Annotated in this window: 14 protein-coding genes; 6 read left to right on the forward strand and 8 right to left on the reverse strand. The window is 70.5% G+C overall.

The genetic code is table 11. The annotated features are described in order from the left end of the window. Window position 1: 1 nt before the first annotated feature. The 6 genes from clpB to RPQ07_RS11340 all read right to left on the reverse strand — a co-directional run bounded on the left by clpB (window position 2) and on the right by RPQ07_RS11340 (window position 8,027). Entirely contained in the window at window positions 2-2,644 is a 2,643-nt protein-coding gene (gene clpB / locus RPQ07_RS11315; protein ID WP_313943979.1) for an ATP-dependent chaperone ClpB, read from the reverse strand. Then, window positions 2,635-3,042 carry a chaperone modulator CbpM gene (locus RPQ07_RS11320; RefSeq protein ID WP_313943980.1) on the reverse strand — a complete coding sequence of 136 codons (408 nt, stop codon included), beginning with the start codon at window positions 3,040-3,042 and terminating at the stop codon, window positions 2,635-2,637. The genes clpB and RPQ07_RS11320 overlap by 10 nt, the downstream gene beginning before the upstream one ends. After that, window positions 3,039-3,992 (reverse strand): DnaJ C-terminal domain-containing protein, encoded by a 954-nt coding sequence (locus RPQ07_RS11325; RefSeq protein WP_313943981.1) that lies wholly within the window; start codon window positions 3,990-3,992, stop codon window positions 3,039-3,041. The genes RPQ07_RS11320 and RPQ07_RS11325 overlap by 4 nt, the downstream gene beginning before the upstream one ends. A gap of 8 nt (window positions 3,993-4,000) precedes the next feature. Then, window positions 4,001-4,561: a nucleotide exchange factor GrpE gene (locus RPQ07_RS11330; RefSeq protein ID WP_313943982.1), complete on the reverse strand. Its 561-nt coding sequence runs from the start codon at window positions 4,559-4,561 to the stop codon at window positions 4,001-4,003. Between the two features lie 9 nt (window positions 4,562-4,570). Further along, a complete protein-coding gene (gene dnaK / locus RPQ07_RS11335) occupies window positions 4,571-6,463 on the reverse strand; it encodes a molecular chaperone DnaK (RefSeq protein WP_313943983.1) in 1,893 nt (630 codons plus the stop codon). 370 nt (window positions 6,464-6,833) lie between these two features. Beyond that, entirely contained in the window at window positions 6,834-8,027 is a 1,194-nt protein-coding gene (locus RPQ07_RS11340; RefSeq protein WP_313943984.1) for a hypothetical protein, read from the reverse strand. A 366-nt stretch (window positions 8,028-8,393) separates the two neighbouring features. Between RPQ07_RS11340 and RPQ07_RS11345 the strand changes: the two genes are divergently transcribed. Together RPQ07_RS11345 and RPQ07_RS11350 are read left to right on the forward strand one after the other, a co-directional pair. Further along, on the forward strand, window positions 8,394-9,149 hold the full coding sequence (locus RPQ07_RS11345) for a hypothetical protein (RefSeq protein ID WP_313943985.1): 756 nt from the start codon (window positions 8,394-8,396) through the stop codon (window positions 9,147-9,149). A gap of 402 nt (window positions 9,150-9,551) precedes the next feature. Continuing rightward, entirely contained in the window at window positions 9,552-11,591 is a 2,040-nt protein-coding gene (locus RPQ07_RS11350) for a M4 family metallopeptidase (RefSeq protein ID WP_313943986.1), read from the forward strand. Between the two features lie 84 nt (window positions 11,592-11,675). Here RPQ07_RS11350 and RPQ07_RS11355 read toward each other — a convergent pair whose 3' ends face one another. Together RPQ07_RS11355 and glgP are read right to left on the reverse strand one after the other, a co-directional pair. Beyond that, on the reverse strand, window positions 11,676-12,926 hold the full coding sequence (locus RPQ07_RS11355) for an alginate lyase family protein (protein ID WP_313943987.1): 1,251 nt from the start codon (window positions 12,924-12,926) through the stop codon (window positions 11,676-11,678). Between the two features lie 207 nt (window positions 12,927-13,133). Further along, a complete protein-coding gene (gene glgP, locus RPQ07_RS11360; protein ID WP_313943988.1) occupies window positions 13,134-15,800 on the reverse strand; it encodes an alpha-glucan family phosphorylase in 2,667 nt (888 codons plus the stop codon). A gap of 1,158 nt (window positions 15,801-16,958) precedes the next feature. On the opposite strand from glgP, the gene RPQ07_RS11365 reads away from it, so the two are divergent. The 4 genes from RPQ07_RS11365 to glgB all read left to right on the forward strand — a co-directional run bounded on the left by RPQ07_RS11365 (window position 16,959) and on the right by glgB (window position 24,585). Further along, window positions 16,959-18,956 (forward strand): alpha-1,4-glucan--maltose-1-phosphate maltosyltransferase, encoded by a 1,998-nt coding sequence (locus RPQ07_RS11365; protein WP_313943989.1) that lies wholly within the window; start codon window positions 16,959-16,961, stop codon window positions 18,954-18,956. Then, a complete protein-coding gene (treS, locus tag RPQ07_RS11370) occupies window positions 18,953-20,659 on the forward strand; it encodes a maltose alpha-D-glucosyltransferase (RefSeq protein WP_313943990.1) in 1,707 nt (568 codons plus the stop codon). Before RPQ07_RS11365 ends, treS begins: the two co-directional genes overlap by 4 nt. A 154-nt stretch (window positions 20,660-20,813) precedes the next feature. Continuing rightward, window positions 20,814-22,205: a maltokinase N-terminal cap-like domain-containing protein gene (locus RPQ07_RS11375; protein ID WP_313943991.1), complete on the forward strand. Its 1,392-nt coding sequence runs from the start codon at window positions 20,814-20,816 to the stop codon at window positions 22,203-22,205. Window positions 22,206-22,233: 28 nt separating this feature from the next. Continuing rightward, window positions 22,234-24,585: a 1,4-alpha-glucan branching enzyme gene (gene glgB, locus RPQ07_RS11380; protein WP_413777727.1), complete on the forward strand. Its 2,352-nt coding sequence runs from the start codon at window positions 22,234-22,236 to the stop codon at window positions 24,583-24,585. The last annotated feature ends 23 nt before the right edge of the window (window positions 24,586-24,608 follow it).

A 24,608-nucleotide genomic window follows, 5' to 3' on the forward strand; every position in this document is an offset into this window, starting at 1 on the left:
TTCACGCGGCTTTCTGCACGTCGGCGGGGTCGGCCGCGCCGTAGGTGACCATCAGTTCGCCGTTCTGGGCGTCGACTCGGATCTCCGATCCGTCCTGCACGTCACCGCGGATCAGGGCGCGGCCGATGAGTGTCTCGACCTCGTGGGAGATGTACCGGCGCAGCGGCCGGGCTCCGTAGACGGGGTCGAAGCCCTGCTGGGCGATGAGTTCGACGGCGGGCCCGGTGAGGTGGACGGTGATCTGCCGTTCGGCCAGGCGCCGGCGCAGATCGGCGAACTGGAGCTCGACGATGTGTTTGATCTGGTCCATGCCCAGTGGCCTGAACAGGACGACGTCGTCGATACGGTTGAGGAATTCGGGGCGGAAGTGGCTCTGCAGTTCGCCCATCACCAGGGCACGCGCCTCGGGTTTGATCTCACCGTCGGCGCTCACCCCGTCCAGCAGATAGGCCGAGCCGAGGTTGGACGTCATGATGACGACCGTGTTGCGGAAGTCGACGGTGCGGCCCTGGGCGTCGGTGATGCGGCCGTCGTCGAGGACCTGGAGCAGGGTGTTGAACACATCGGCGTGCGCCTTCTCCACCTCGTCGAACAGGACCACGGAGTACGGCTTGCGGCGCACCGCCTCGGTGAGCTGGCCGCCCTCCTCGTAGCCGACGTATCCGGGCGGCGCTCCGACCAGCCGGCTCACCGTGTGGCGTTCCTGGTACTCGCTCATGTCCAGGCGGATCAAGCTCTCCTCACTGTCGAACAGGGCGGCGGCGAGTGTCTTGGCCAGCTCGGTCTTTCCGACGCCGGTGGGGCCGAGGAAGACGAACGAGCCGATGGGCCGCCGCGGGTCGCGGATGCCGGCGCGCGCGCGGATGATGGCGTCGGTGACGAGTTTGACGGCCTCGTCCTGGCCCACCACGCGCTCGCCGAGGATCTCGTCCAGTCGCAGCAGCTTGTCGCGCTCGCCTTCCTGGAGGCGGGTGACGGGGATGCCCGTCCAGGCGGCGACGATCTCGGCGATCTCGTCCTCGGTGACGACCTCGCGCAGCAGCCGGCTCTCGCCCTGCTTGGCCGCGAGTGCCTCCTCCTCGGCCGCCAGCCGCCGTTCGAGTTCGGTGAGTTGGCCGTAGCGCAGTTCGGCCGCGCGGTTGAGGTCGTAGGTGCGTTCGGCTTCCTCTGCGTCCTGGCGGACCTGTTCCAGTTCCTGCCGCAGTTGCTGCACGCGCCTGATGGCCTGGCGTTCGGCCTCCCACTGGGCGTGCATCGCGTCCGCCTCGGAGCGCAGGTCGGACAGTTCGCGGCGCAGTTCGTCCAGGCGTTTGGCGCTCGCGGTATCGCTCTCCTTCTCCAGTGCCGCCGCCTCGATCTCCAGCCGGGTCACCCGGCGGGTGATCGAGTCGAGTTCGGCCGGCATGGAGTCGATCTCGGTCCGCAGCCGGGCGCAGGCCTCGTCGACCAGGTCGATGGCCTTGTCGGGAAGGAAGCGGTCGGAGATGTAGCGGTGGCTGAGGGTTGCGGCGGCGACCAGCGCGGTGTCCTGGATCTTCACGCCGTGGAAGACCTCCAGTCGTTCACGCAGTCCGCGCAGGATGGAGACGGTGTCCTCGACGCTCGGCTCGTCCACCACGACCTGCTGGAAGCGGCGTTCGAGAGCCGCGTCGGACTCGACGTACTTGCGGTACTCCTCCAGCGTGGTGGCGCCGATCATGTGCAGCTCACCGCGGGCCAGCATGGGCTTGAGCATGTTGCCCGCGTCCATGGCGCCCTCCGCGCCGCCTCCCGCGCCGACCACGGTGTGGAGTTCGTCGATGAACAGCAGGATCCGCCCCTCCCCGCCCTTGACCTCACTCAACACCGCCTGCAGACGTTCCTCGAACTCACCCCGGTACTTCGCACCGGCCACCAGCGAACTCATGTCAAGGGCGAAGATCGTCCTGTCGCGCAGCCCGTCGGGCACATCGCCGCGGACGATCCGCTGCGCCAGACCCTCCACGATCGCGGTCTTGCCCACCCCCGGATCACCGATCAGAACGGGGTTGTTCTTCGTCTTACGGCTGAGGATCTGGATCACACGCCGGATCTCCTCGTCACGGCCGATCACCGGATCCATCCTCCCCGTCCGCGCCTCCGCCACCAGGTCACGGCCATACTTCTCCAGCGCCTCGTAAGAGCCCTCGGGCGTCGCCGACGTCACCCGCTGATTCCCGCGGATACGGGTCAGCGCGGACAGGAAACCGTCCTTCGTCACACCGTTCTCGGCAAGCAGACGCCCCGCACCCGTCGCGGACCCCTCATCGACCAACGCCAGCACAAGATGCTCGACCGACACATACTCGTCCTTCAGCCGCTTGGCCTCCTCCTCCGCCGTATCCAGCAGCTTCGCCAGCCGCTGCGTGACAAACACCTGACCCGGACTCGCACCCGGACCGGTCACCTTCGGCCGCCGCGCCAACTCCGCCGACACCGCCGAACGCAACGCCCGGGTATCGGCGCCCGCCTGATCGAACAGCCGTGGAATCAACCCGTCCGGCTGATCGAGAAGAGCAAGCAGGAGATGCTCACCGTCGACCTCGGTCTGGTTCAGCCGGCCGGCGATCGTCTGAGCCTCCTGCAAAGCCTCCTGCGACTTCTGGGTGAGCCGGTTCATATCCACGATTCGTCCCTCCTCGAACTGGTGTTGCTGCGCCGCAACGCGTCCTCGAGTTCGGCGATCCGGTCGAGCAGATCGAGAACCAGGCCAATGGACGCATAGTTGAGAGGAAGCCCCGCCCGCAACCGCTGAATACGCGCCAGGGTCGCGGGAGCGGTCGGCGGGAACCGGAGCTCTCCACGGGCGTCGCGGGTCGCCTCGACGAGGCCGAGGCTGACGAACCGCCGTACGAGGTCGGGGTGGAGACCCGAGCGCCGGGCGACGGTGTCGAGGTCGAGCCGGCGCGCGGGCACCATCGCGTAGCTGCGGACCCGTACATCGAGGTGCTGTGCCGGGGCCGCTTCCGTGCGGCTCGCGCCCCCGGGTGCCGGGGCGGCTGCGGATCGCGGATCGTTGCTCATCCTGGCTTCCTCGGGTCGAAGGTGGACACGGCCGCCAGCTTCTCGAAGAGCTCGCGCTCCTCGTCGTCGAGCTCGGGCGGCACCATGATGCGGATCTCCGCGTAGAGGTCTCCGTCGACGCCACGGGGATGGGGCATGCCCTCGCCGCGCAGCCGCAGCCGCCGGCCGCTGGAGGAACCGGCGGGCACCGTGACCCTGGCAGAGCCGGTGGGGGTGGGGACCGGCACGGTCGCGCCGAGGGCCGCCTCCCAGGGGGTCACCGGTACCGCGACATGAATGTCCCGGCCCTCCAGCCGGAACTGGGTGTCGGGCTTGATCCGGACCCGCAGGAGCAGGTCGCCCGCGGGTCCGTCCCCGCTCCCCCGTCCGCCCTCCCCGGCGAGCCGGATGCGCTGTCCGTCGACCACTCCGCGCGGGATGTTCACGTCATAGGTCCGCTGCCCGTCCGGGCCGGCGAGGGTGATACTCCGGTGACCGCCCCGGTAGGCCTCCGCGACGCTGAGCTCGATCTCCGCCTCCTGGTCGGCGCCGGGGACCGGCCCGAAGCCCCCGCCGCCGGCACCGCGCCCGAACATCCCGCCGAACAGGTCCTCGAAGTTGATGCCCGAGTCGTCGAACCCCTGGCCGCCGCCGGTGCTGTAGCGAACCCGGCCGCCCCCGCCCGGCCGGCCGTACGGGCCGCCGCGCGCACCCGCACCCGCGGCCACCCGCTCGTCGTAGTCCTCCGGAACCTGCCGGAAGTTCTCGCCGAAACGGTCGTAGCGCTGCCGCGTCTTGGGGTCGGAGAGCACGCTGTACGCCTCGTTGATCTCCTTGAAGCGCTCCTCGGACTGCGGGTCCTTGCTGATGTCGGGGTGATGCTTGCGCGCCAGTTTGCGAAACGCCTGCTGGATCTCCTCGGAGTCCGCGTCCCGCCGCACCCCGAGCACGTCGTAGTAGTCACGGGCCATGGAGGGCCTCACTCCTGCCGTTTGGCGACGACCACGGAAGCCGGCCGCAGCTGGCTCTCACCCGCGCCGTAGCCGGGGCGTACGACCTCGACGACCGTGTTCGGCTCGGCGCCCCCGGCCTCAACCACGCCGACGACCTCGTGCTCGGCCGGGTCGAACGGCACCCCCGTCCGGTCGTCACGGGGATAACCGAGGCGGGCCAGGACATCAACAGCCTGGTCCCGTACGGCTTTGACACCCTCCAACACGGGAGAGGAGTCCGACCCGGCGTGGACGAGAGCCAGTTCCAGATTGTCGAGAACCGGCAGCCAGGCCGCCGCGGTACGGGCGCGCTCGGCGCCCCGTTCGCGCTCCAGCTCCCTGGCATGACGTTTGCGGAGGTTGTCCAGATCGGCGAGGGCCCGGTGCCAGCGGTCCCGGAGGTCGGCCAGCTCGGCGGTGCGGTCGTCCGCCTCCGGCACCTGCCCGGACTCCGCGGACTCCGCCGATTCCGGCCGGCCGGCGGACCGCTCCGGCGGGGTGTCGCCCAGCTCGTCCGGGGGCGTCACCGGCCCCTGTTCGGTGGACATGACCGCACCTCAGCTCTTGTCGAATTCGGCGTCGATCACGTCGTCCTCGGATCCGCCGGGACTCGCGGCACCGGCGCCGGCCCGCTCCTGCCCGGATGCCTCCGCGCCCGCCGGCTGCGACGCCAGCGCGGCGTAGATCTGCTGGAGTTCGGAGGTCAGCGGCCTGACCTTGTCCACCGGCGCTGCCTGTTGCACGGCCTCGCGCGCTTCGGTGACGAGCATCTCGGCCCGCGCCCTCTCGTGTGCCGCCGCGGCGTCGCCCATCTCACCGAGGCGTCGTTCGACCTGGTACGCCACGGCGTCCAGCTCGTTGCGGGCGTCCACGGCCTCGCGCAGTGCCTGGTCCTCCCCGCGGTGCCGGTCGGCCTCCTGGACCATCCGCTCGACCTCGCTCTGGTCGAGGTTGGATCCCTCGCTGATGGTGATGCTCTGTTCCCTGCCGGTGTCCTTGTCGCGGGCGGTGACGTTCAGGATGCCGTTGGCGTCGACGTCGAAGATGACCTCGATCTGCGGCTCGCCGCGCGGTGCGGGGCGGATGTCGGTGAGCTGGAAACGTCCCAGGACACGGTTGTCCGCGGCGAGTTCACGCTCGCCCTGGAGGACGACGATGTCGACCGCGGCCTGGTTGTCCTCGGCCGTGGAGAAGGTCTCCGTGCGGCGGACGGGGATCGTGGTGTTCCGCTCGATGACCTTGGTCATGACTCCGCCGCGGGTCTCCACACCCAGGGACAGCGGGATGACGTCGAGCAGCAGGACGTCCTGGACCTCTCCCTTGAGCACACCGGCCTGGATCGCGCCGCCGAGCGCCACGACCTCGTCCGGGTTGACGCTCATGTTCGGGTCCTTGCCGCCGGTGAGGCGGCGGACCAGCTTCTGCACCGCCGGGATACGCGTCGATCCGCCGACCAGGATGACCTCGTCGATGTCGTTCTCGCTGATCTTGGCGTCGGCCATCGCCTGCTTGACGGGTTCCAGGGTCCGCTCGACCAGGTCCGCCGTGATCTGCTCGAACGTGGAGCGCATGACCGTCTCGGTGAGGTGCTTGGGGCCCTCGGCGTCCGCCGTGATGAACGGCAGGTTGACCTGGGTCTGGGTCACCGAGCTCAGCTCCGTCTTGGCCTTCTCCGCCGCTTCGAAGAGCCGCTGGAGCGCCTGCGGGTCCTTGCGCAGGTCGATGCCGTTGGACTGCTGGAAGTTGTCGGCCAGGTAGTCGACGAGGCGGCGGTCGAAGTCGTCGCCTCCGAGGTGGCTGTCGCCGGAGGTGGAGCGCACTTCCACCACGCCGTCGCCGACGTCCAGGATGCTCACGTCGAAGGTGCCGCCGCCGAGGTCGAAGACGAGCACGGTCTCATGCCCCTTCTTCTCCATCCCGTAGGCGAGGGCGGCCGCGGTCGGCTCGTTGATGATCCTCAGGACATCGAGGCCCGCGATGCGGCCGGCGTCCTTGGTGGCGGTGCGCTGCGCGTCGTTGAAGTATGCGGGCACCGTGATGACGGCCTCGGTGATCTTCTCGCCGAGCTGCTTGCTCGCGTCGTCGACGAGCTTGCGCAGGACCAGGGCGCTGATCTCCTCCGGCGCGTACAGCTTGTCGCGCACCTCGAAGCGGGCGACGCCGCCCTCGCCCTCGACGACGTCGTAGGCGACGGCCTTGGCCTCGTCGGAGATCTCGTCGTAGTGGCGGCCGATGAACCGCTTGGCCGAGTAGATCGTGCCCTTGGGATTGAGGATCGCCTGGCGGCGGGCAAGCTGTCCCACCAGCCGCTCACCGCTGTCGGAGAAGGCGACGATGGAAGGTGTCGTGCGGGTGCCTTCGGCGTTCGGTACGACGGTCGGTTCGCCCCCTTCCCACACGGCTATCACCGAGTTGGTGGTGCCCAGATCGATTCCGACTGCCTTACCCATGAGGAACTCCTTCGCCTGGCACTTCCCGGCGTCCGCCCGTACCTGGGGGGCGTTTCTGTTGGGGGTGGGGCTGTGGGACGGCGTTCCGCGCGGTCCTGCTCTCACGCGACGCGGGCACGCGCCGACCCGGCTCGTGGTCACCTGCGCAGGCGGACGGCATCGGTCCGTGCACCCACCGGCGCGACGAACAGCGCCGGAGCATCCCCTCGGAGGGCATCACCGCTCGGTACCTGCCCGCTCCCTTATCGTACCGAAAATGCCTAAATCGGATGGAATGCACAATTGCTGGCATGCCCGGTGTGGGGGACGGTATGCCCGGTGCCGCGAACGAGTTGGAGGGAACGATCTGCCCGGCGGCGCCGGGGACGAGCTACGGCGGGCCCGAGCCGTTCAGCCAGAAGGCTCCGTAGACGGCGCCCGCCGCGGTCATCGTGGTCAGCGTCGTCCAGAGGTATGCCGAGCGTGACCGGGCGAGCACCACCGCGAGCGGCAGCAGCAGCGGAAAGGCCGGCATCAGGAGGCGCGGCTTCGAGCCGAAGTAGCCCGAGGCACCCAGCGCCAGCAGCGTGACGACGGCCGAGTACACCACCAGAGCCACCGGCTGCCCCTGCCGCAGGCCGATCCGGTGCGGCCACGCGGCCAGCAGGAACAGCAGAACGACCACGACGGCGGTCACGACGCCCGAGCGGGCGAAGGACGAGAGGAAGCGGGCGAAGGCGATACCACCGTCGAAACCGTTGCCCCACCCCGCCTGCACGTCGAGGTATCCGAGCAGATGACCCTGCCGGTGCCCGACCCACAGGACGAAGCCCGCGGCGCCGAGCGGCGCGATCGCGCATCCCACGGCCATGGCGGCCACCGAGTCCGGGAGCCGGCGCCGGGTGCGCAGACTGTCCGCCGTCACCAGCAGCGCGGCGACGAGGAGGGCGGCGCACACGGCCAGCCCTATGGGTCGCGTGAGGCCCGCGAGAAAGGACAGCAGTCCCGCGGTGATCCATCGTCCGGTGAGGACGGAGTACAGGGACCAGGCCGCGAGGGCGACGAAGAGGGACTCGCTGTACGCCATGGACTGGACGATGCCGACGGGCAGGGCCGCCCAGAGGCCCACCAGGACGAGTCCGGCCCGGTGGCCGTGGACATGGCTCGCCACGGCGTGGATCCCCCACGCGGCCACCAGCGAGGCCAGCGCGCTGACCACGAGTCCCGCGTCGGGCAGGCTCAGCGGGCTGACCGCCGACAGGCCCTCCTCCAGCCAGGGCAGCAGGGGGAAGAAGGCCATGCCGGACAGGCTCCGCCCGTCGGGCGCCTGGAGGGTGAAGCCGTAGCCGTGCTCGGCGACGCGGGTGTACCAGAGCGAGTCCCAGCGCCTGCTCAGCAGGACGTGGGCGCTCTTGCCGGTGGACGCCGACCAGAGGACGAGGACGACGAGGCCGAGGAAGCGGATCGCGAGGTAGAGCGCGAGCGAGGGGCGGGCGGCGCGAAAGCTGTTCCGTAGCGCCGTCAGGCGGGCGGCGACGAGGTCGCCGGGTGCGCGGAGCGACGGACGGGACGAAGTGATCGACATACAGCCTTCTGGGAGACGCCGTGGAGCGGGCAGGACGGACCATTGAACCGTGGCCCGCGGCGGAGACCTATTCGACGGTGCGCGGACCCTCGCTCCCGCGGTGCGCGGACCGCCCGCTCGCGTCGTACGTGCACCGCTCTACGTACACGGCTGTACGTGCACAGCCGTACGTGCACCGCTGTATGCGCACCATCCGCCTCCGGCCCCCGCGCACCGTCCGCCTCCGCCCTGCACGGACCCGCCCGCCTCCGCCGTACGAGCGCCGTCCACGCACGTGACCCCCCGGGCAAGCACGCGAACACGGCCGCCGCCCCGGTACCCAGCCACCGCGACCCGCGCCCACCCGCGTATGTGATCGTGGTCGGCATGACGAGTGAGGTGACTCCGGACCCGGCTCCGGAGACGGTGGTGGTGCCGGAGCTCTACGTCGGCTACCCGGGCGTGGCCTTCGGGGGCTTCGTGGCGGGGCTCCTCGCCGAACGATCCGGCGCGGGCACCATACGGGTCGACTTCCGCGGGCCCGTGCCCGTCGGAGTGCCGGTGCCGATCGCCGGGACGGGCGGGGGCTGGGCCCTGGGCCCCGCGGACATGCCACTGGCGACGGCACGGCCCGCCGCACCCGACGACCGCCGGCCCGATGCGCCGCCGGCGCCCGGGTGGGACGAGGCGGTCGCCGCCACCGAGGCCTTCCGGGCGGCGCCGCCCGCGGGAATGGTCGACTGCTTCGGCTGCGGGCTGGACCGTACGCCCGACCGCGGGCTGCGCCAGCACTGCACACCGGTCCCGGGCCGCGACGTCGTCGCCTGCGGCTGGATCCCCGACCCGGCGCTCGCGGACTCCGACGGGCTGCTGCCGCCCGAACTGGTGTGGGGCGCGCTGGACTGCCCGGGGAACTGGGCGGGACGGCTGCTCGGCACCCAGCAGGCCGGGGCGGTGACGGCGTCCCTGACCGCGACGCTGCTACGGCCGGTGGCCGCGGCGGCGCCGCACGTCTCGTACGCCTGGCTGCGCGAGGAGTCGGGCCGCAAGCACACGATGGGGGTGGCCCTGGCGACCGCCGGGGGCGAGCTGTGCGCGGTCGCCGAGGCCCTGTGGCTGGATCCGCGACCGCGGGCCGCGTGACCCCGCGCGCCCGCTGACCGTCTCCGGGCCGTGCGGGTCCGAAAGGACGCGACGAGGGGCGCGGAACGCGCCACACTTCGGGGCGCTCGCCGCGGGCGGCGCGTACCCTCCGCCGGCCTGTCCGTTCGAACGGAACGCACACAGGTTTGATACCGGGATTATCGGCGGCTCAGGGCTTGTACCCCCGCCGGCCGGCGACCTGGTGATGATCGACGAAACGTTCGCTTAACGAACATGACCAAACGGGCACCGGACGAAATCCGGCCAACTTGTTGACGCGGTCCTGACAGGACCCGTTCACCCCTGCGACTCTTCCCCCGTTCCACGCACCACATGCTCCGCAGGCTCTGCCCGGACGACCCCACCCAGTCGTCCGGTACCCCCCTCGCAGAAGGAGTTCGCGTGAGACCCACGCCTCGCCGGCGCACCACAGCGACCGGAGCGCTCATAGCCACCGCGGCCCTCCTTGCCGTCGGATTCCAGGCCGGACCCTCGTCGGCCGATCCGGCGGCATCCGCCGTTCCGGCATCCGCGCAAGCAGGGAAGGCCGACCCCGGCGCCCTGCCGCTGAGCCTGAGCCCCGCCCAGCGCGCGGAGCTCATCCGCAAGCAGAGCGCCACCACGGCGGCCACGGCGGCCGAACTGGGCCTGACCGCCCAGGAGAAGCTCGTGGTCCGGGATGTCACCCAGGACCGCGACGGCACCACCCACACCCGCTACGAGCGCACCTACGCGGGCCTGCCGGTCCTCGGCGGCGACCTCGTGGTCGCCGAGAGCAAGGCCGGTGCCACCGAGTCGGTGACCAAGGCCTCGAAGACGGTGCTCAAGGACGTCGACACCAGCGCCGACGTGACGCCGGCCGCCGCGGAGAAGCAGGCACTCGGTCTCGCCAAGGCCGACGGCTCCACCAAGGCCGACGCGGACCGCGCGCCGCGCAAGGTGGTCTGGCTGGCGCAGGGCAACAAGCCGGTCCTCGCGTACGAGACCGTCGTCGGCGGCCTCCAGCACGACGGCACTCCGAACGAGTTGCACGTCGTCACCGACGCCACCACGGGCAAGAAGCTCTACGAGTGGCAGGCCGTCGAGAACGGCACCGGCAACACGCAGTACAGCGGCCAGGTGACCCTCGGCAGCACGCAGTCCGGGTCCACGTACAACCTCACGGACGCCGGACGCGGCAGCCACAAGACGTACAACCTCAACCGGGGTACGTCGGGCACCGGCACGCTGTTCTCGGGTCCGGACGACGTCTGGGGCAACGGGCAGGCCTCCAACCTGGAGACCGCCGGCGCCGACGCCGCCTACGGCGCGGGCCTCACCTGGGACTACTACAAGAACGTGCACGGCCGTTCCGGCATCCGGGGTGACGGTGTCGGCGCGTACTCCCGCGTGCACTACGGCAACAACTACATCAACGCCTTCTGGCAGGACAGCTGCTTCTGCATGACGTACGGCGACGGCGCGGGCAACGCCAAGCCGCTCACGTCGATCGACGTCGCCGCGCACGAGATGACGCACGGCGTCACGGCGGCCACCGCGAAGCTCGTCTACAGCGGTGAGTCCGGCGGCCTCAACGAGGCGACGTCCGACATCTTCGCGGCGGCCGTGGAGTTCCACGGCAACAACGCCCAGGACAAGGGCGACTACCTCGTCGGCGAGAAGATCGACATCAACGGCGACGGCACCCCGCTGCGCTACATGGACAAGCCGAGCAAGGACGGCGCGTCCAAGGACGCCTGGTACTCGGGCATCGGCGGCATCGACGTGCACTACTCCTCGGGTCCGGCGAACCACTGGTTCTACCTGCTCTCCGAGGGCAGCGGCGCGAAGACCGTCAACGACGTGAACTACGACTCCCCGACCTCGGACGGGCTGCCGGTCACCGGCATCGGCCGGGAGAAGGCCGCGCTGATCTGGTACAAGGCGCTCACCACGAAGTTCAACTCGACGACGAACTACGCGGCGGCCCGTACCGGCACGCTCGCGGTCGCGACCGAGCTCTACGGTGCCACCAGCGCCGAGGTCAAGTCCGTGACCGACGCCTGGGCCGGCATCAACGTCGGCGCCCGTCCCGGCGGCGGCGACCCCGACCCGGGCGGCGTCTTCGAGAACAGTGCCGACGTCGCGATCCCGGACAACGGTGCCGCGGTCACCTCGACGGTCAACGTCACCGGCCGCACCGGCAACGCCCCGGCCGCGCTGAAGGTCGGCGTGGACATCATCCACACCTGGCGCGGCGACCTGGTCGTCGACCTGGTGGCGCCGGACGGCACGGTGTACCCGCTGAAGCCGTTCAGCTCCTCCGACTCGGCGGACAACGTCCAGACCACGTACACGGTCAACGCCTCCTCCGAGGTGGCGAACGGCGCCTGGAAGCTGCGGGTTCAGGACCGGGCGCGGCTGGACACCGGCTACATCAACAGCTTCAAACTGACCTTCTGATCTTTCGGGATCATCGGTCGCACAGCCGCCCGGGGTGGATGTCCACCCCGGGCGGTTTCGCGTGTCCGGCGCCCTGATGTTCGGTCAGCTGGGGTTGCCGGCGTGGGTGAGCGTCTCCCAGCCGACGAACAGGTTGTTGGACCCGGCGGGCCGCTGCTGCTCGGTGAGCCTCTGGGTGTTGCTCATGTCGATGCCCATCCGGGTGTGCAGGGCGTTGAACCCGACCTCGGTGACCGGCCCCAGCTTGTCCTTGAGGCTGCCCTTGCAGAGGTTTCCGGGTACCGGGGTGCCGAGCTGGTACTTGGCGTGCAGCCCGAGCGCGTGCCGCAGCCGGTCGGCGATCTCCGGATAGAGGTCCTGACCCTGGATGCGGGTGGTCTCGGCGAAATGCGAGATGGCGGAGAGCCCGTAGCCGGTGTGGGTCAGATCGCGGCAGGTCTCCTGGCTGAGTCCGTCCATGAAGGTCGACTGGCCCTGCCAGTAACCGATGATCTTGTCCCGGGTGTCGAGGCCGGACCCCGGCGCGGTCTTGGGCAGTGCGCCGTCGGAGGCGACGTAGATGTACGCGGGCACCCGGCCGCGGAACTTGGTGACGGCCCTGTCGTATGCCGTGCGGTCCTCCAGGAAGACCGCGATGCCGATCGCGGCCTCCATCATGCTCAGCTCCCAGTTGCCGTTGGAGTGCGAGCCGTTGATGACCTCGGGCAGATAGACATTGCGCAGCATGGTGCCGAAGCGCCCGGAGTTGGGCCACGAGCTGTAGGTGTACTTGATGATCTCGGCGGCCCGCGGCCAGGAGGAGCCTGCCCAGCCGGTCTGCAGCGGGGCGTTGCTGTTCGTGTGGTCCTTGATCACCGCGGACCAGGCGTCCATGATCTGGACGGCCTTGGCGGCGTAGCGGCTGTCACCGCTGATGTACCAGGCGAGCGAGAGAGTGTACGCGGCGATCGCGTCCTCGCGCTCGTCCGTGCAGCCGTTGTTGGGGTTGGAGTACGAGCCGCACTCGACGACCGCGCGGGGCTTGGCGGTACGCGAGAGCGAGGCGTACTTGCTGCCCATCATCTGGTCGTAGGCGCCCTTCCAGGGCTGGGCGTTCGCCTGGACCTTGGCCTTGACGAAGTCCAGCTGGGGGCGGCTGACGAGCACGCCGGGGTGGGTGAAGGCGGCCGGGGCCGCGGCCGCGGCGGCCGCCTTCGCGGTGGCCCCGGGGGCCTCCTTCACGGCGGAGGCCGGGGATATGAGGGTGGCGGCGAGCACGCCGGCCAGCACGGTGGACAGAGCGAGCGCGAGCGTTCGCGGCCCGCGCAGGGCATGGGAGGTGGATCCGGTGCGCATGGGGATGCCTTCCGGGTGGGGGGCTGCGGTCCCAACTCGGTTCACTCATATGAACGTTGAGCGTGAGAGTGAACGCGATGGTGGACCAGGAAACTAAAGGCATCGCATGTGCACGTCAAGACGCTGAGTTCACGTCATGAAGAAGGCGTGCCCGGCCGCGAACGCGGCCGGGCACACAGGACTAGCGCTCCCGAAGAAGCACGGGGGTCAGCGCATCAGCACGCCCGCGCCCTCCCCCGTCGCCTCCGTCGGGAGGGCAACCAGACCCAGATCCGCACTCGCCGCGAGCAACCGGTGGGCGGGCAGGATGCGGACCGTGTAGCCGAACGGGCCGGTGCGGTCCAGCGCGAGCGGACCCTCGTACACCCAGCGGCCCTCCAGGTCCGGGCCGCTCGCCGGCTTCAGCGGGAAGGTCTGGGCGTCGGCGATCGCGTCGTCGGAGTCCACCCGGCCCGCAACCGCCTGTACCTCCACGTCGTCCGGCTCCAGGTCGCCGAGGGCGACCCGCACCCGCAGCCCGAGCGTGGCTCCCAGCTCCGCCGTGCCCTCGGACGCCGGCTGCTCCGACGCCTCCACATGGTCCAGGGCGACCCGCGGCCACGAGGTCCGCACCCGCCGCTTCCAGGAGGCCAGTTCGCGTGCGCTCTCCGCGCCCAGCGCCCGATGGGCCCGGGCCGCCGGTGCGTACAGCCGCTCCACGTACTCGCGCACCATGCGCCCCGCCAGCACCTTGGGGCCGAGGGTGGTCAGCGTGCGCCGGACCATCTCGATCCACCGCGAGGGCAGGCCCTGGTCGCCGCGGTCGTAGAAGCGCGGGGCGACCCGGTTCTCGATCAGCTCGTAGAGGGCCGCGGCCTCCAGGTCGTCACGGCGGTCGTCGTCGGTGGCCGCGCCGTCCGCGGTGGGGATCGCCCACCCGAAGTCCGGCTCGAACCACTCGTCCCACCAGCCGTCCAGCACCGACAGGTTGAGGCAGCCGTTCAGCGCCGCCTTCATCCCGCTGGTGCCGCAGGCCTCCAGCGGACGCAGCGGGTTGTTCAGCCAGACGTCGCAGCCCGGGTAGAGCTTCTGCGCCATGGCCATGCCGTAGTCGGGCAGGAAGACGATGCGGTGCCGCACCCGCGGGTCGTCCGCGAACCGCACCAGCTCCTGCACCAGCCGCTTGCCGCCGTCGTCCGCGGGATGGGCCTTGCCGGCCACCACGATCTGCACCGGCCGGGTGGGATGCAGCAGCAGCTCCATCAGCCGGTCGCGGTCGCGGAGCATCAGTGTGAGCCGCTTGTACGACGGCACGCGGCGGGCGAATCCGATGGTCAGCACATCCGGGTCGAGGACGTTGTCGACCCAGCCCAGCTCCGCCCCGTCCGCGCCCCGCTGCCGCCAGGAGGCACGCACGCGCCGGCGCACCTCGGTCACCAGCTGCTCGCGCAGTTCGCGGCGGAGCCCCCAGATGTCGGCGTCGGGGATGTCGGCGACGGCGTCCCAGGGCCCGGTGTCGCCGACGGACAGGGCGTCCTCGGCGCGGTCGGCGCCGATCCGGCGTGCGCCGAGCCGGAACACCTCGGGCGCCACCCAGGTGGGCGCGTGCACGCCGTTGGTGACGGAGGTGATCGGCACCTCCTCGGCGTCGAAGCCCGGCCACAGGCCCGCGAACATGCCGCGGCTCACGGCGCCGTGCAGGGTCGAGACCCCGTTGGCGCGCTGGGCGAGCCGCAGTCCCATCACGGCCATGTTGAAGAGGTTGGGCTCGCCGCCCGGGTAGGTCTCCATGCCGAGCTGGAGGATCTTCTCGACCGGGACCTCCGGCAGTTCGGCGTGCTCGCCGAAGTGGCGGGCGACCAGCTCCCGGTCGAAGCGGTCGATGCCGGCCGGCACGGGGGTGTGCGTGGTGAACACGGTCCCGGCCCGCACCGCTTCGAGCGCCGCCTCGAAGTCCAGGTCCCTGCCGCCGTGCTCGGCGGCCCGGCCCAGCTCGCGGATGCGCTCCAGCCCGAGGAAGCCGGCGTGCCCCTCGTTGGTGTGGAACACCTCGGGTTCCGGGTGCCCGGTGAGCCGGCAGTACGTCCGCACCGCCCGCACTCCCCCGATGCCCAGCAGCATCTCCTGGAGCAGCCGGTGTTCGCTGCCGCCGCCGTACAGCCGGTCGGTGACGTCGCGCTCGCCGGGGCCGTTCTCCTCGACGTCCGAGTCGAGCATCAGCAGGGGCACCCGGCCGACGTGGGCGACCCAGATGTGCGCCCGCAGCGCGCGCCCGCCGGGCAGCGCGAGGGACACCCGTGCCGGGGTGCCGTCCTGTTCCCGCATCAGGGTGACCGGCAGTTCGTTGGGATCGAGCACCGGATAGTGCTCCAGCTGCCAGCCGTCGCGGGAGAGGGACTGGCGGAAGTAGCCGTGGCGGTAGAGCAGTCCGACGCCGATCAGCGGTACGCCGAGGTCGCTCGCGGCCTTGAGATGGTCGCCGGCGAGGATGCCGAGACCGCCGGAGTACTGCGGGAGCGCGGCGGTGACGCCGAACTCCGGCGAGAAGTAGGCGACGGCGGCGGGAAACTCCGGCCCGCCGTCGCCGGAGGTGCCGCTGTGCGTCTGGTACCACCTGCGTCCGTGCAGATAGTCGTCCAGATCGGCGGCCGCGGCGGCCAGCCGGTGCAGAAAGGGTTGGTCCCCGGCCAGCTCCGCCAGCCGGGAGGCGGACACCGAGCCGAGCAGCCGTACGGGATCGCCTCCGGCCGCCCGCCACCCCGCGGGGTCGACGGCCTGGAAGAGGTCTCGGGTCTCGCTGTGCCAGGACCAGCGCAGATTGCGCGCGAGGTCGCTGAGCGGGCGGAGCGGTTCGGGGAGGACGGGGCGGACGGTGAATCGACGAATGGCCTTCACGGGTCCCACCTTCGCAGGGGAGGTACGCATCCGAGGGGACGCACGGCGGTGTGCGTCTCTCCGTCGCACGACGTTAGTCGCACCCCGCCCTCCGCAACCACGGCGCGCGGAGCCCGGTGGATGCCCGCCGGGGCATTCGGCGGCGGGCGCGCACCGTGGGGCCGGAGGGGGAGCCGAGGCCGACCCGAGGCCGACCGCGGGACCGGCGGTCGGCCTCGTACGCGGCCGGCGCCACGACCGGATCAGGGCGCGGGGCGCGGGTGAGAGCGCGGCCGTCGACGACCGACTGTGTCGCTCCGGGGGAGCCGTTGGGGTACCCGGCGTGGCGGCGCCCCCGATGAGGTCGCACGGTCGTGCGACCGACGTTCGAACGGTTCGCGGTCGACGCTCGGGTACGCGAACAGACGCGAACACCGCGTACGCGAACGCAACCACCGCCCGTGGAAGCTGTGGCCAGCGGCTCACCGGTCTCCCGGGAACCGCGCGGCCTCGGTCCCGGAACCGGCGGAGGCTTTCGGCCAGGGTCTGGGCCGTTCGGTGCGGTAGGTGGCCGGAGGAGTCCGGCGTGTTCGAACAGGGCCCCACCCAGATCCTGGGCACCGCGTCGGCTGCCGCGGTCGCCGGGATCCACCACTGCATGGCCTCCGCACGGGAAACCGCTCCGACGAGGGGTGATGACGGTGCGTCGGCAGCCGCCTGTCGCCGAAACCGGCGTTCGCCGACGAGTGGACGGCCCGTCAGCCGCGGCGGACGGGGTCGTGCAGGACACCAGGAACGGGCGGCGCGAACGAGCCGGGGAACCCGGGTCGCCCCCTAGCCGGAATCGAACGGAGCGCGAACGGGGTGCGGGTGGTCACGCGTCGCGTGGGCACCCGCACCCCGTTCCGCCGATTCGTTTCCCTTGTGCAGCCACCTACGTCCTAGTAGTTAACAAACCACCGGATTGCCCACCCGAAAAGCGTGGGAAGGCTCACCCGGTACGTGCGCGACCGCACTCCCTGAGCGACAGGTTTCAGCCCACCCGAGTGAACGCGGACAGGAGCGGCCATGCCCGCAGCACGCCAGCCGTCGACTGACCAGCTACAAAGAACAGGCAAAGCAGGAATTAGTAGACAATCCGCTCAATCTGTCCTGTCCGAACAGCCCTCAGGTGAGCCCATGATCGGTCGCATCCCTGTCCTGGACGTCAGTCCCCAAGTCGACTGCGGGAGGAGGCCCGCCAAAGCGGTCGTCGGCGAGACCTTCCAGGTCGCCGCCACCGTCTTCCGCGAAGGACACGACGCGGTCGCGGCCAATGTCGTGCTGCGAGACCCCAGCGGCCGCCCCGGCCCCTGGACCCCCATGCGGGAGCTCGCGCCCGGCACCGACCGCTGGGGCGCCGACATCACCCCGGACACGGAGGGCCGCTGGAGCTACGCCGTGGAGGCCTGGAGCGACCCGGTGGCCACCTGGCGCCACCAGGCCGGCATCAAGGTCCCCGCAGGCATCGACACCGCGCTCGTGCTGGCGGAGGGCGCCGAGCTGTACGAGCGGGCCGCGGCCGGCGTGCCCAAGGGCGACGGGCGCGAGGCCGTGCTCGCCGCCGTCGACGCCCTCCGCGACACCTCGCGCTCGTCGGCCGCCCGGCTCGCCGCCGCTCTGGCGCCGGACGCCGCCGCCGCGCTCACCCGTCACCCGTTGCGCGAACTGGTCACCATCTCCCGCCCGTTGTCGCTCCTGGTGGAGCGCAAGCGAGCCCTGTTCGGGTCCTGGTACGAGCTGTTCCCGCGCTCCGAGGGGGCCGTCGTCCCCGAGGAGGGCCCGCCCGTGTCCGGCACCTTCCGCACCGCCGCCGAACGGCTGCCCGCCGTTGCCGCCATGGGTTTCGACGTGATCTACCTGCCGCCGGTGCACCCCATCGGGACCACCTTCCGCAAAGGGCCCGACAACACCCTCTCCCCCGGCCCCCACGACGTCGGTGTCCCCTGGGCCATCGGCTCCGCGGACGGCGGCCACGACGCGCTCCACCCCGACCTCGGCACCTTCGAGGACTTCGACCACTTCGTCGAGACGGCACGCGGTCTGCGCATGGAGATCGCCCTCGACTTCGCGCTCCAGTGCTCGCCCGACCACCCCTGGGTGACCGAGCACCCCGAGTGGTTCCACCACCGCGCCGACGGCTCCATCGCGTACGCCGAGAACCCGCCGAAGAAGTACCAGGACATCTACCCGATCGCGTTCGACCGGGACATGCGCGGACTCGTCCAGGAAACGCTCAGAGTGCTGCGTTTCTGGATGGAACACGGTGTACGGATCTTCCGCGTGGACAACCCTCACACCAAGCCCGTCGTCTTCTGGGAAAAGGTGATCGCGGACATCAACCGGACCGATCCGGACGTGATCTTCCTGGCCGAGGCGTTCACCCGGCCGGCGATGATGCACACCCTGGGGGCCATCGGCTTCCAGCAGTCGTACACCTACTTCACCTGGCGTACCGGCAAGCAGGAACTCACCGAGTACCTCACCGAGCTCTCCGGTGACGCCGCCTCGTACATGCGCCCCAATTTCTTCGTGAACACCCCCGACATCCTCCACGCCTACCTCCAGAAGGGCGGCCGTCCGGCCTTCGAGGTGCGTGCGGTGCTCGCGGCGACGCTGTCGCCCAGCTGGGGTGTGTACGCCGGCTACGAGCTCTGCGAGAGCGTGCCGGTGCGGGAGGGCAGCGAGGAGTACCTGCACTCGGAGAAGTACCAACTACGGCCCCGTGACTGGGAGTCGGCCGAGCGCGAGGGGCGCTCCATCGCCCCCCTCATCACCAAGCTCAACCGGATCAGGCGCCGCCACGGCGCCCTCCAGCAGTTGCGCGACATCCACTTCCACCCCGTGGACAACGACGCGGTGATCGCCTACTCGAAGAAGTCCGGTCCGAATCCGGGCGACACCGTGATCGTGGTCGTCAACCTCGACCCCCACCACACCCAGGAGGCAACGGTCTCGTTGGACATGCCGCAACTCGGACTCGGCTGGCACGAGACCGTACCGGTGCGCGACGAGCTCACCGGCGAGACCTATCACTGGGGCAGATCCACCTATGTGCGCCTCGAGCCGGGCAGCACGCCCGCGCACATCGTCGTTCTGCGACCGTCCCCGCCGATCGGAGGGTCACCCACATCATGATCGTCAATGAGCCCGTCCACGACACGTTCGAGGACACTCCCGCCAAGGACCGCGATCCCGACTGGTTCAAACGGGCCGTGTTCTACGAAGTCCTCGTGCGGTCCTTCCAGGACAGCAACGGCGACGGCATCGGCGACCTCAAGGGCATCACCGCCAAACTGGACTATCTGCAATGGCTGGGGGTCGACTGCCTCTGGCTGCCGCCGTTCTTCAAATCCCCTCTGCGGGACGGCGGTTACGACGTCTCCGACTACACGTCGGTCCTCCCCGACTTCGGGGACCTCGCCGACTTCGTCGAGTTCGTGGACGCCGCCCACCAGCGCGGTATGCGGGTCATCATCGACTTCGTCATGAACCACACGAGCGACCAGCACGAGTGGTTCCAGGAGTCCCGCCGCGATCCCGACGGCCCCTACGGCGACTACTACGTCTGGGCCGACGACGACAAGCAGTACCAGGACGCGCGGATCATCTTCGTCGACACCGAGACGTCCAACTGGACCTTCGACCCGGTCCGCAAGCAGTACTACTGGCACCGCTTCTTCTCCCACCAGCCGGATCTCAACTACGAGAACCCGGCGGTGCAGGAGGAGATCATCTCGGCGCTGCGGTTCTGGCTCGACCTGGGGATCGACGGCTTCCGGCTGGACGCCGTGCCGTACCTGTACCAGGAGGAGGGCACGAACTGCGAGAACCTCCCCGCCACACACACGTTCCTCAAGCGCGTGCGCAAGGAGATCGACGCGCACTACCCGGACACGGTGCTCCTGGCGGAGGCCAACCAGTGGCCGGAGGACGTCGTCGACTACTTCGGCGACTTCCCCGCGGGCGGCGACGAATGCCACATGGCGTTCCACTTCCCGGTGATGCCGCGGATCTTCATGGCGGTACGGCGCGAGTCCCGCTACCCGGTCTCGGAAATCCTGGCCAAGACGCCGGCGATCCCGCAGAACTGCCAGTGGGGCATCTTCCTGCGCAACCACGACGAGCTCACGCTCGAGATGGTCACGGACGAAGAACGCGACTACATGTACGCCGAGTACGCCAAGGACCCGCGGATGCGGGCCAACATCGGCATCCGGCGGCGACTCGCGCCGCTCCTGGACAACGACCGCAACCAGATCGAACTCTTCACCGCCCTGCTGCTGTCGCTGCCGGGCTCGCCGATCCTGTACTACGGCGACGAGATCGGGATGGGCGACAACATCTGGCTCGGCGACCGGGACGCGGTGCGCACGCCGATGCAGTGGACCCCCGACCGGAACGCGGGCTTCTCCTCCTGCGACCCCGGACGGCTCTATCTGCCGACCATCATGGACCCGGTCTACGGCTACCAGGTCACCAATGTCGAGGCGTCGATGAGCAGCCCGTCCTCGCTGCTCCACTGGACCCGACGCATGATCGAGATCCGCAAGCAGAACCCCGCCTTCGGACTCGGCGTCTACACCGAACTGCCCTCGTCGAATCCGGCGGTGCTCGCCTTCACCCGCGAGTACAAGGACGACCTCGTGCTGTGCGTGCACAACTTCTCGCGGTTCGCGCAGCCCACCGAGCTCGACCTGCGGCAGTTCGGCGGACGGCATCCCGTGGAGCTCATCGGCGGAGTGCGGTTCCCGGCCATCGGCCAGTGGCCGTATCTGCTCACTCTCGCCGGCCACGGCTTCTACTGGTTCAGGCTCAGGAAGGACGCGGCGGCAGCCTGATGCCCAGGTAACGAGAGGTACCTCCTGCGGGGCGGTTTCCCCCGTCCCGCACCGGGCACTCTCCCCTTCATCCCCGCGCGCCGCCGGACAGCCACTGCTGTAATCCGGGACACTCTGCGCACATGTGGTGTACCCGGGGAAAGGACGCGAAGCCATGTCGGAGGCTGCATCCACCCGGACTCAGATCGCTCTTCTCCCGTCCCTCGCCCCCCTGCTGCACGCCTGGCTGCCACGGCAGCGCTGGTTCGCCGGAAAGGGCCATCCGGTCACCGGGTTCTCGCTCGTCTCGGCGACCGAGCTGCTGCCCCTGGACGGCACGGGACCCGGGCTGCTGCATCTGCTGGTGGACGTGGAGCAGCCGGGCCTGCCGGCCGACGCACCACAGGACTGCTACCAACTGCTCCTCGGCGTACGCGAGACCCTGCCCCCGCATCTCGCGCCCGCGCTGATCGGGCACCCGACGGACGGCCCGCTGGCGGGCCGGACGGTCTACGAGGGCCTGCGCGACCGGCGGCTGGCCGAGATCGTCCTGGAACGGCTGCGCCGGCCCGGACAGCTCGGACCGCTGCGCTTCGCCCGGTTCGAGGGTGCGCCGACGATCCCCGGATCGCTGGTCGCCCGCCCCCTGGAGGCCGAGCAGTCCAACTCGTCGCTCGTGTACGGCGACGCGTACATCCTCAAGTTCTTCCGCCGGGTCCAGCCCGGTCCCAACCCGGACCTGGAGCTGCCGCTGGCGCTCGCCCGCGCCGGGTGCGACCGGGTTCCGGCGCCCGTGGCCTGGTACGAGGCACGGCCCCACAGCGGTTCGGCGCCCTACACCCTCGGTGTGCTCCAGCCCTTCCTGCGCGGTTCCCAGGACGGCTGGCAGCTGGCGCTCGACGCGTTGAACAAAGGTTCCTCCTTCACCGCGGAGGCCCGCTCGCTGGGCCGCGTCACCGCCGAGGTGCACACCGCGCTGGCGGACGAACTGCCCACCGTCATGCTGCGCCGTGCGCAGACGGAGCACCTGGCGGCGGCGATGAACCGGCGCCTGGAGGAGGCCGCGCAGGCGGTGCCGGCCCTGCTGCCGTACGTCCCCCGGCTGCGGACCGCCTTCGACGCCCTGGCCGAACTCGGCCGCGACGGCCGCGCCTGGCGGGCCCAGCGGGTCCACGGCGACCTGCATCTGGGCCAGACCCTGTACGGCGGCTCGAAGACCGAGAACGAGTGGTCGGTCATCGACTTCGAGGGTGAACCGGCCCGGCCGCTCGCCGAGCGCCGCAAACCCCAGCCCCCGGTGCGCGACATCGCCGGCATACTCCGCTCCTTCGACTACGCGGCCCGCACCCACCGCCCCTGGAACCCGGCCTGGGCCGAGCTCTGCCGGGCCGCGTACTGCGAGGGCTACGCCGAGGCCGCCGGCACCGATCCGCGCACCGAGCCCGAACTGCTGCGGGCGTACGAGACGGACAAGGCCGTGTACGAGGCCCTCTACGAGGCACGGCACCGCCCCGACTGGCTGCCGGTGCCCATGGCGGCGATCGACCGCCTGGCCGCCACCCCCTGAACCCACCGCGCCCAAGGAGGCCGCCCCCGTGACCGCCCGACCCCCGTCCCGAAATTCCTCCGGATCCGATGCGACCAAGAAGCCGGCCGCCGCCGGCACGGCCGACCCCCGCGCGAAGAAGGCCGCCACGCCACCGCCGCGGGCCGGCGGCAGTCACGGCGTGCGGGCGGCCCAGCCGCTCGCGGAGGGCGACAGGGAGCGGCTGCTGAGCGGCGGGCACCACGACCCGCACGGGCTGCTCGGCGCGCACCCGGTGCGGGGCGGCGTCGAACTGCGCGTCCTGCGCCCCTTCGCCAGGACCGTGACCGTGCTCGCCAAGGGTCTGCGGGCCGAGCTGCACGAGGACGGCGACGGCCTGTTCTCCGGCGTCCTGCCGCTGCGCGAGGCCCCCGAGTACCAGCTGCTCGTCTCCTACGACGGCGAGGGGGGCGTGGGTTCGCACGAGGTCGAGGCCCACGACCCGTACCGCTTCCTGCCCTCGCTCGGCGATCTCGATCTGCATCTGATCGGCGAGGGCCGGCACGAGGAACTGTGGCGGGCGCTCGGCGCGCAGCCGATGACCCACCAGGGCGTCACCGGCACCCGGTTCACCGTGTGGGCCCCGAACGCCCGCGGTGTGCGGGTCGTCGGCGACTTCAACTACTGGGACGGCACCGGCTTCCCGATGCGCTCGCTCGGTTCGACCGGTGTGTGGGAGCTGTTCCTGCCGGGGGTGGGCGAGGGCGCTCTCTACAAGTTCCAGATCATGCGCCCCGACGGTTCGCACACCATGCGGGCCGACCCGATGGCGCGCCGCGCCGAGGTGCCGCCCGACACCGCCTCGATCGTGACCGAGTCCCACCATGTCTGGCGGGACGAGGAGTGGATGGCCCGCCGTGCGGACCGGCCGGTGCACGAGGCGCCGTTCTCGGTCTACGAGGTGCATCTGCCGTCCTGGCGACCCGGTCTGACATACCGCCAGCTGGCGCTCCAGCTCCCCGCCTATGTGAAGGACCTCGGGTTCACCCATGTCGAGCTGATGCCGGTGGCGGAGCATCCGTTCGGCGGCTCCTGGGGCTACCAGGTCACCGGCTTCTACGCCCCGACCTCCCGGATGGGCACCCCGGACGACTTCCGCTATCTGGTCGACGCCCTGCACCGGGCGGGCATCGGTGTACTGATGGACTGGGTGCCGGCGCACTTCCCGCGCGACGACTGGGCGCTCGCGGAGTTCGACGGCCGCCCGCTGTACGAGCACGAGGACCCGGCACGCGCCGCGCACCCCGACTGGGGCACCCTCGAGTTCGACTACGGCCGCAAGGAGGTCCGCAACTTCCTGGTCTCCAACGCCGTGTACTGGTGCGAGGAGTTCCACATCGACGGGCTGCGGGTGGACGCCGTCGCCTCGATGCTCTACCTCGACTACTCCCGTGAGCACGGCGAGTGGTCGCCCAACGAGCACGGCGGGCGGGAGAACCTCGACGCGGTCGCCTTCCTCCAGGAGATGAACGCCACGGTCTACCGGCGCTGCCCCGGCGTCGTCACGGTCGCCGAGGAGTCCACGGCCTGGGACGGCGTCACCCGGGCGACCCACCATGTGGGCCCGGGCGGCTTCGGCGGGCTCGGCTTCGGCCTGAAGTGGAACATGGGCTGGATGCACGACTCGCTCGACTACGTCTCGCACGAGCCGGTGCACCGCAAGTTCCACCACCACGAGATGACCTTCTCGATGGTGTACGCCTACAGCGAGAACTATGTGCTGCCGATCTCGCACGACGAGGTCGTGCACGGCAAACAGTCACTGGTGAGCAAGATGCCCGGCGACTGGTGGCAGCAGCGGGCCAACCACCGCGCCTATCTGGGCTTCATGTGGGCCCACCCGGGCAAGCAGCTTCTGTTCATGGGGCAGGAGTTCGCCCAGGGTGCGGAGTGGTCCGAGAGCCACGGCCCGGACTGGTGGCTGCTCGATCCGTCGTACGCCGCCGAGGCGGACCACCACGGGGTGCGGAAACTGGTCCGCGATCTGAACGGCGTGTACGGCGCGACGCCCGCCCTGTGGCAGCGCGACACCGATCCCGAGGGCTTCTCCTGGGTGGACGGTGACGCGGCCGAGGACAACGTCTTCGCGTTCCTGCGCTTCGACACCTCGGGCGCGCCGCTGCTCGCGATCAGCCACTTCTCCCCGGTGGTCCGCCACGAGTACCGCCTCGGGGTGCCGGACTCGGTGACCGCCTGGACGGAGGTCCTGAACACGGACGCGGCTCGGTACGGCGGCTCGGACATCCTCAACCCCGATCCGCTGAAGCCGGAGTCGACGCCGTCGCACGGCCGTCCCTCCAGCCTCCTGCTCACGCTGCCACCGCTCGCGACGGTGTGGCTGCGGCCCGCCGAGGACATGTAGGACGGAACGAGGGGCGGCCGGGC

The organism is Streptomyces sp. AM8-1-1 (genome assembly GCF_032229325.1).
GTDB classification, from domain to species: domain Bacteria; phylum Actinomycetota; class Actinomycetes; order Streptomycetales; family Streptomycetaceae; genus Streptomyces; species Streptomyces achmelvichensis.

Coding starts and splice junctions, on each gene's coding strand:
- RPQ07_RS11320 (WP_313943980.1), bottom strand. CDS start 3,042: ATGAGCAACGATCCGCGATCCGCAGCCGCCCCGGCACCCGGGGGCGCG.
- RPQ07_RS11325 (WP_313943981.1), bottom strand. CDS start 3,992: ATGGCCCGTGACTACTACGACGTGCTCGGGGTGCGGCGGGACGCGGAC.
- RPQ07_RS11330 (WP_313943982.1), bottom strand. CDS start 4,561: ATGTCCACCGAACAGGGGCCGGTGACGCCCCCGGACGAGCTGGGCGAC.
- dnaK (WP_313943983.1), bottom strand. CDS start 6,463: ATGGGTAAGGCAGTCGGAATCGATCTGGGCACCACCAACTCGGTGATA.
- RPQ07_RS11340 (WP_313943984.1), bottom strand. CDS start 8,027: ATGTCGATCACTTCGTCCCGTCCGTCGCTCCGCGCACCCGGCGACCTC.
- RPQ07_RS11345 (WP_313943985.1), top strand. CDS start 8,394: ATGACGAGTGAGGTGACTCCGGACCCGGCTCCGGAGACGGTGGTGGTG.
- RPQ07_RS11355 (WP_313943987.1), bottom strand. CDS start 12,926: ATGCGCACCGGATCCACCTCCCATGCCCTGCGCGGGCCGCGAACGCTC.
- RPQ07_RS11365 (WP_313943989.1), top strand. CDS start 16,959: ATGATCGGTCGCATCCCTGTCCTGGACGTCAGTCCCCAAGTCGACTGC.
- treS (WP_313943990.1), top strand. CDS start 18,953: ATGATCGTCAATGAGCCCGTCCACGACACGTTCGAGGACACTCCCGCC.
- RPQ07_RS11375 (WP_313943991.1), top strand. CDS start 20,814: ATGTCGGAGGCTGCATCCACCCGGACTCAGATCGCTCTTCTCCCGTCC.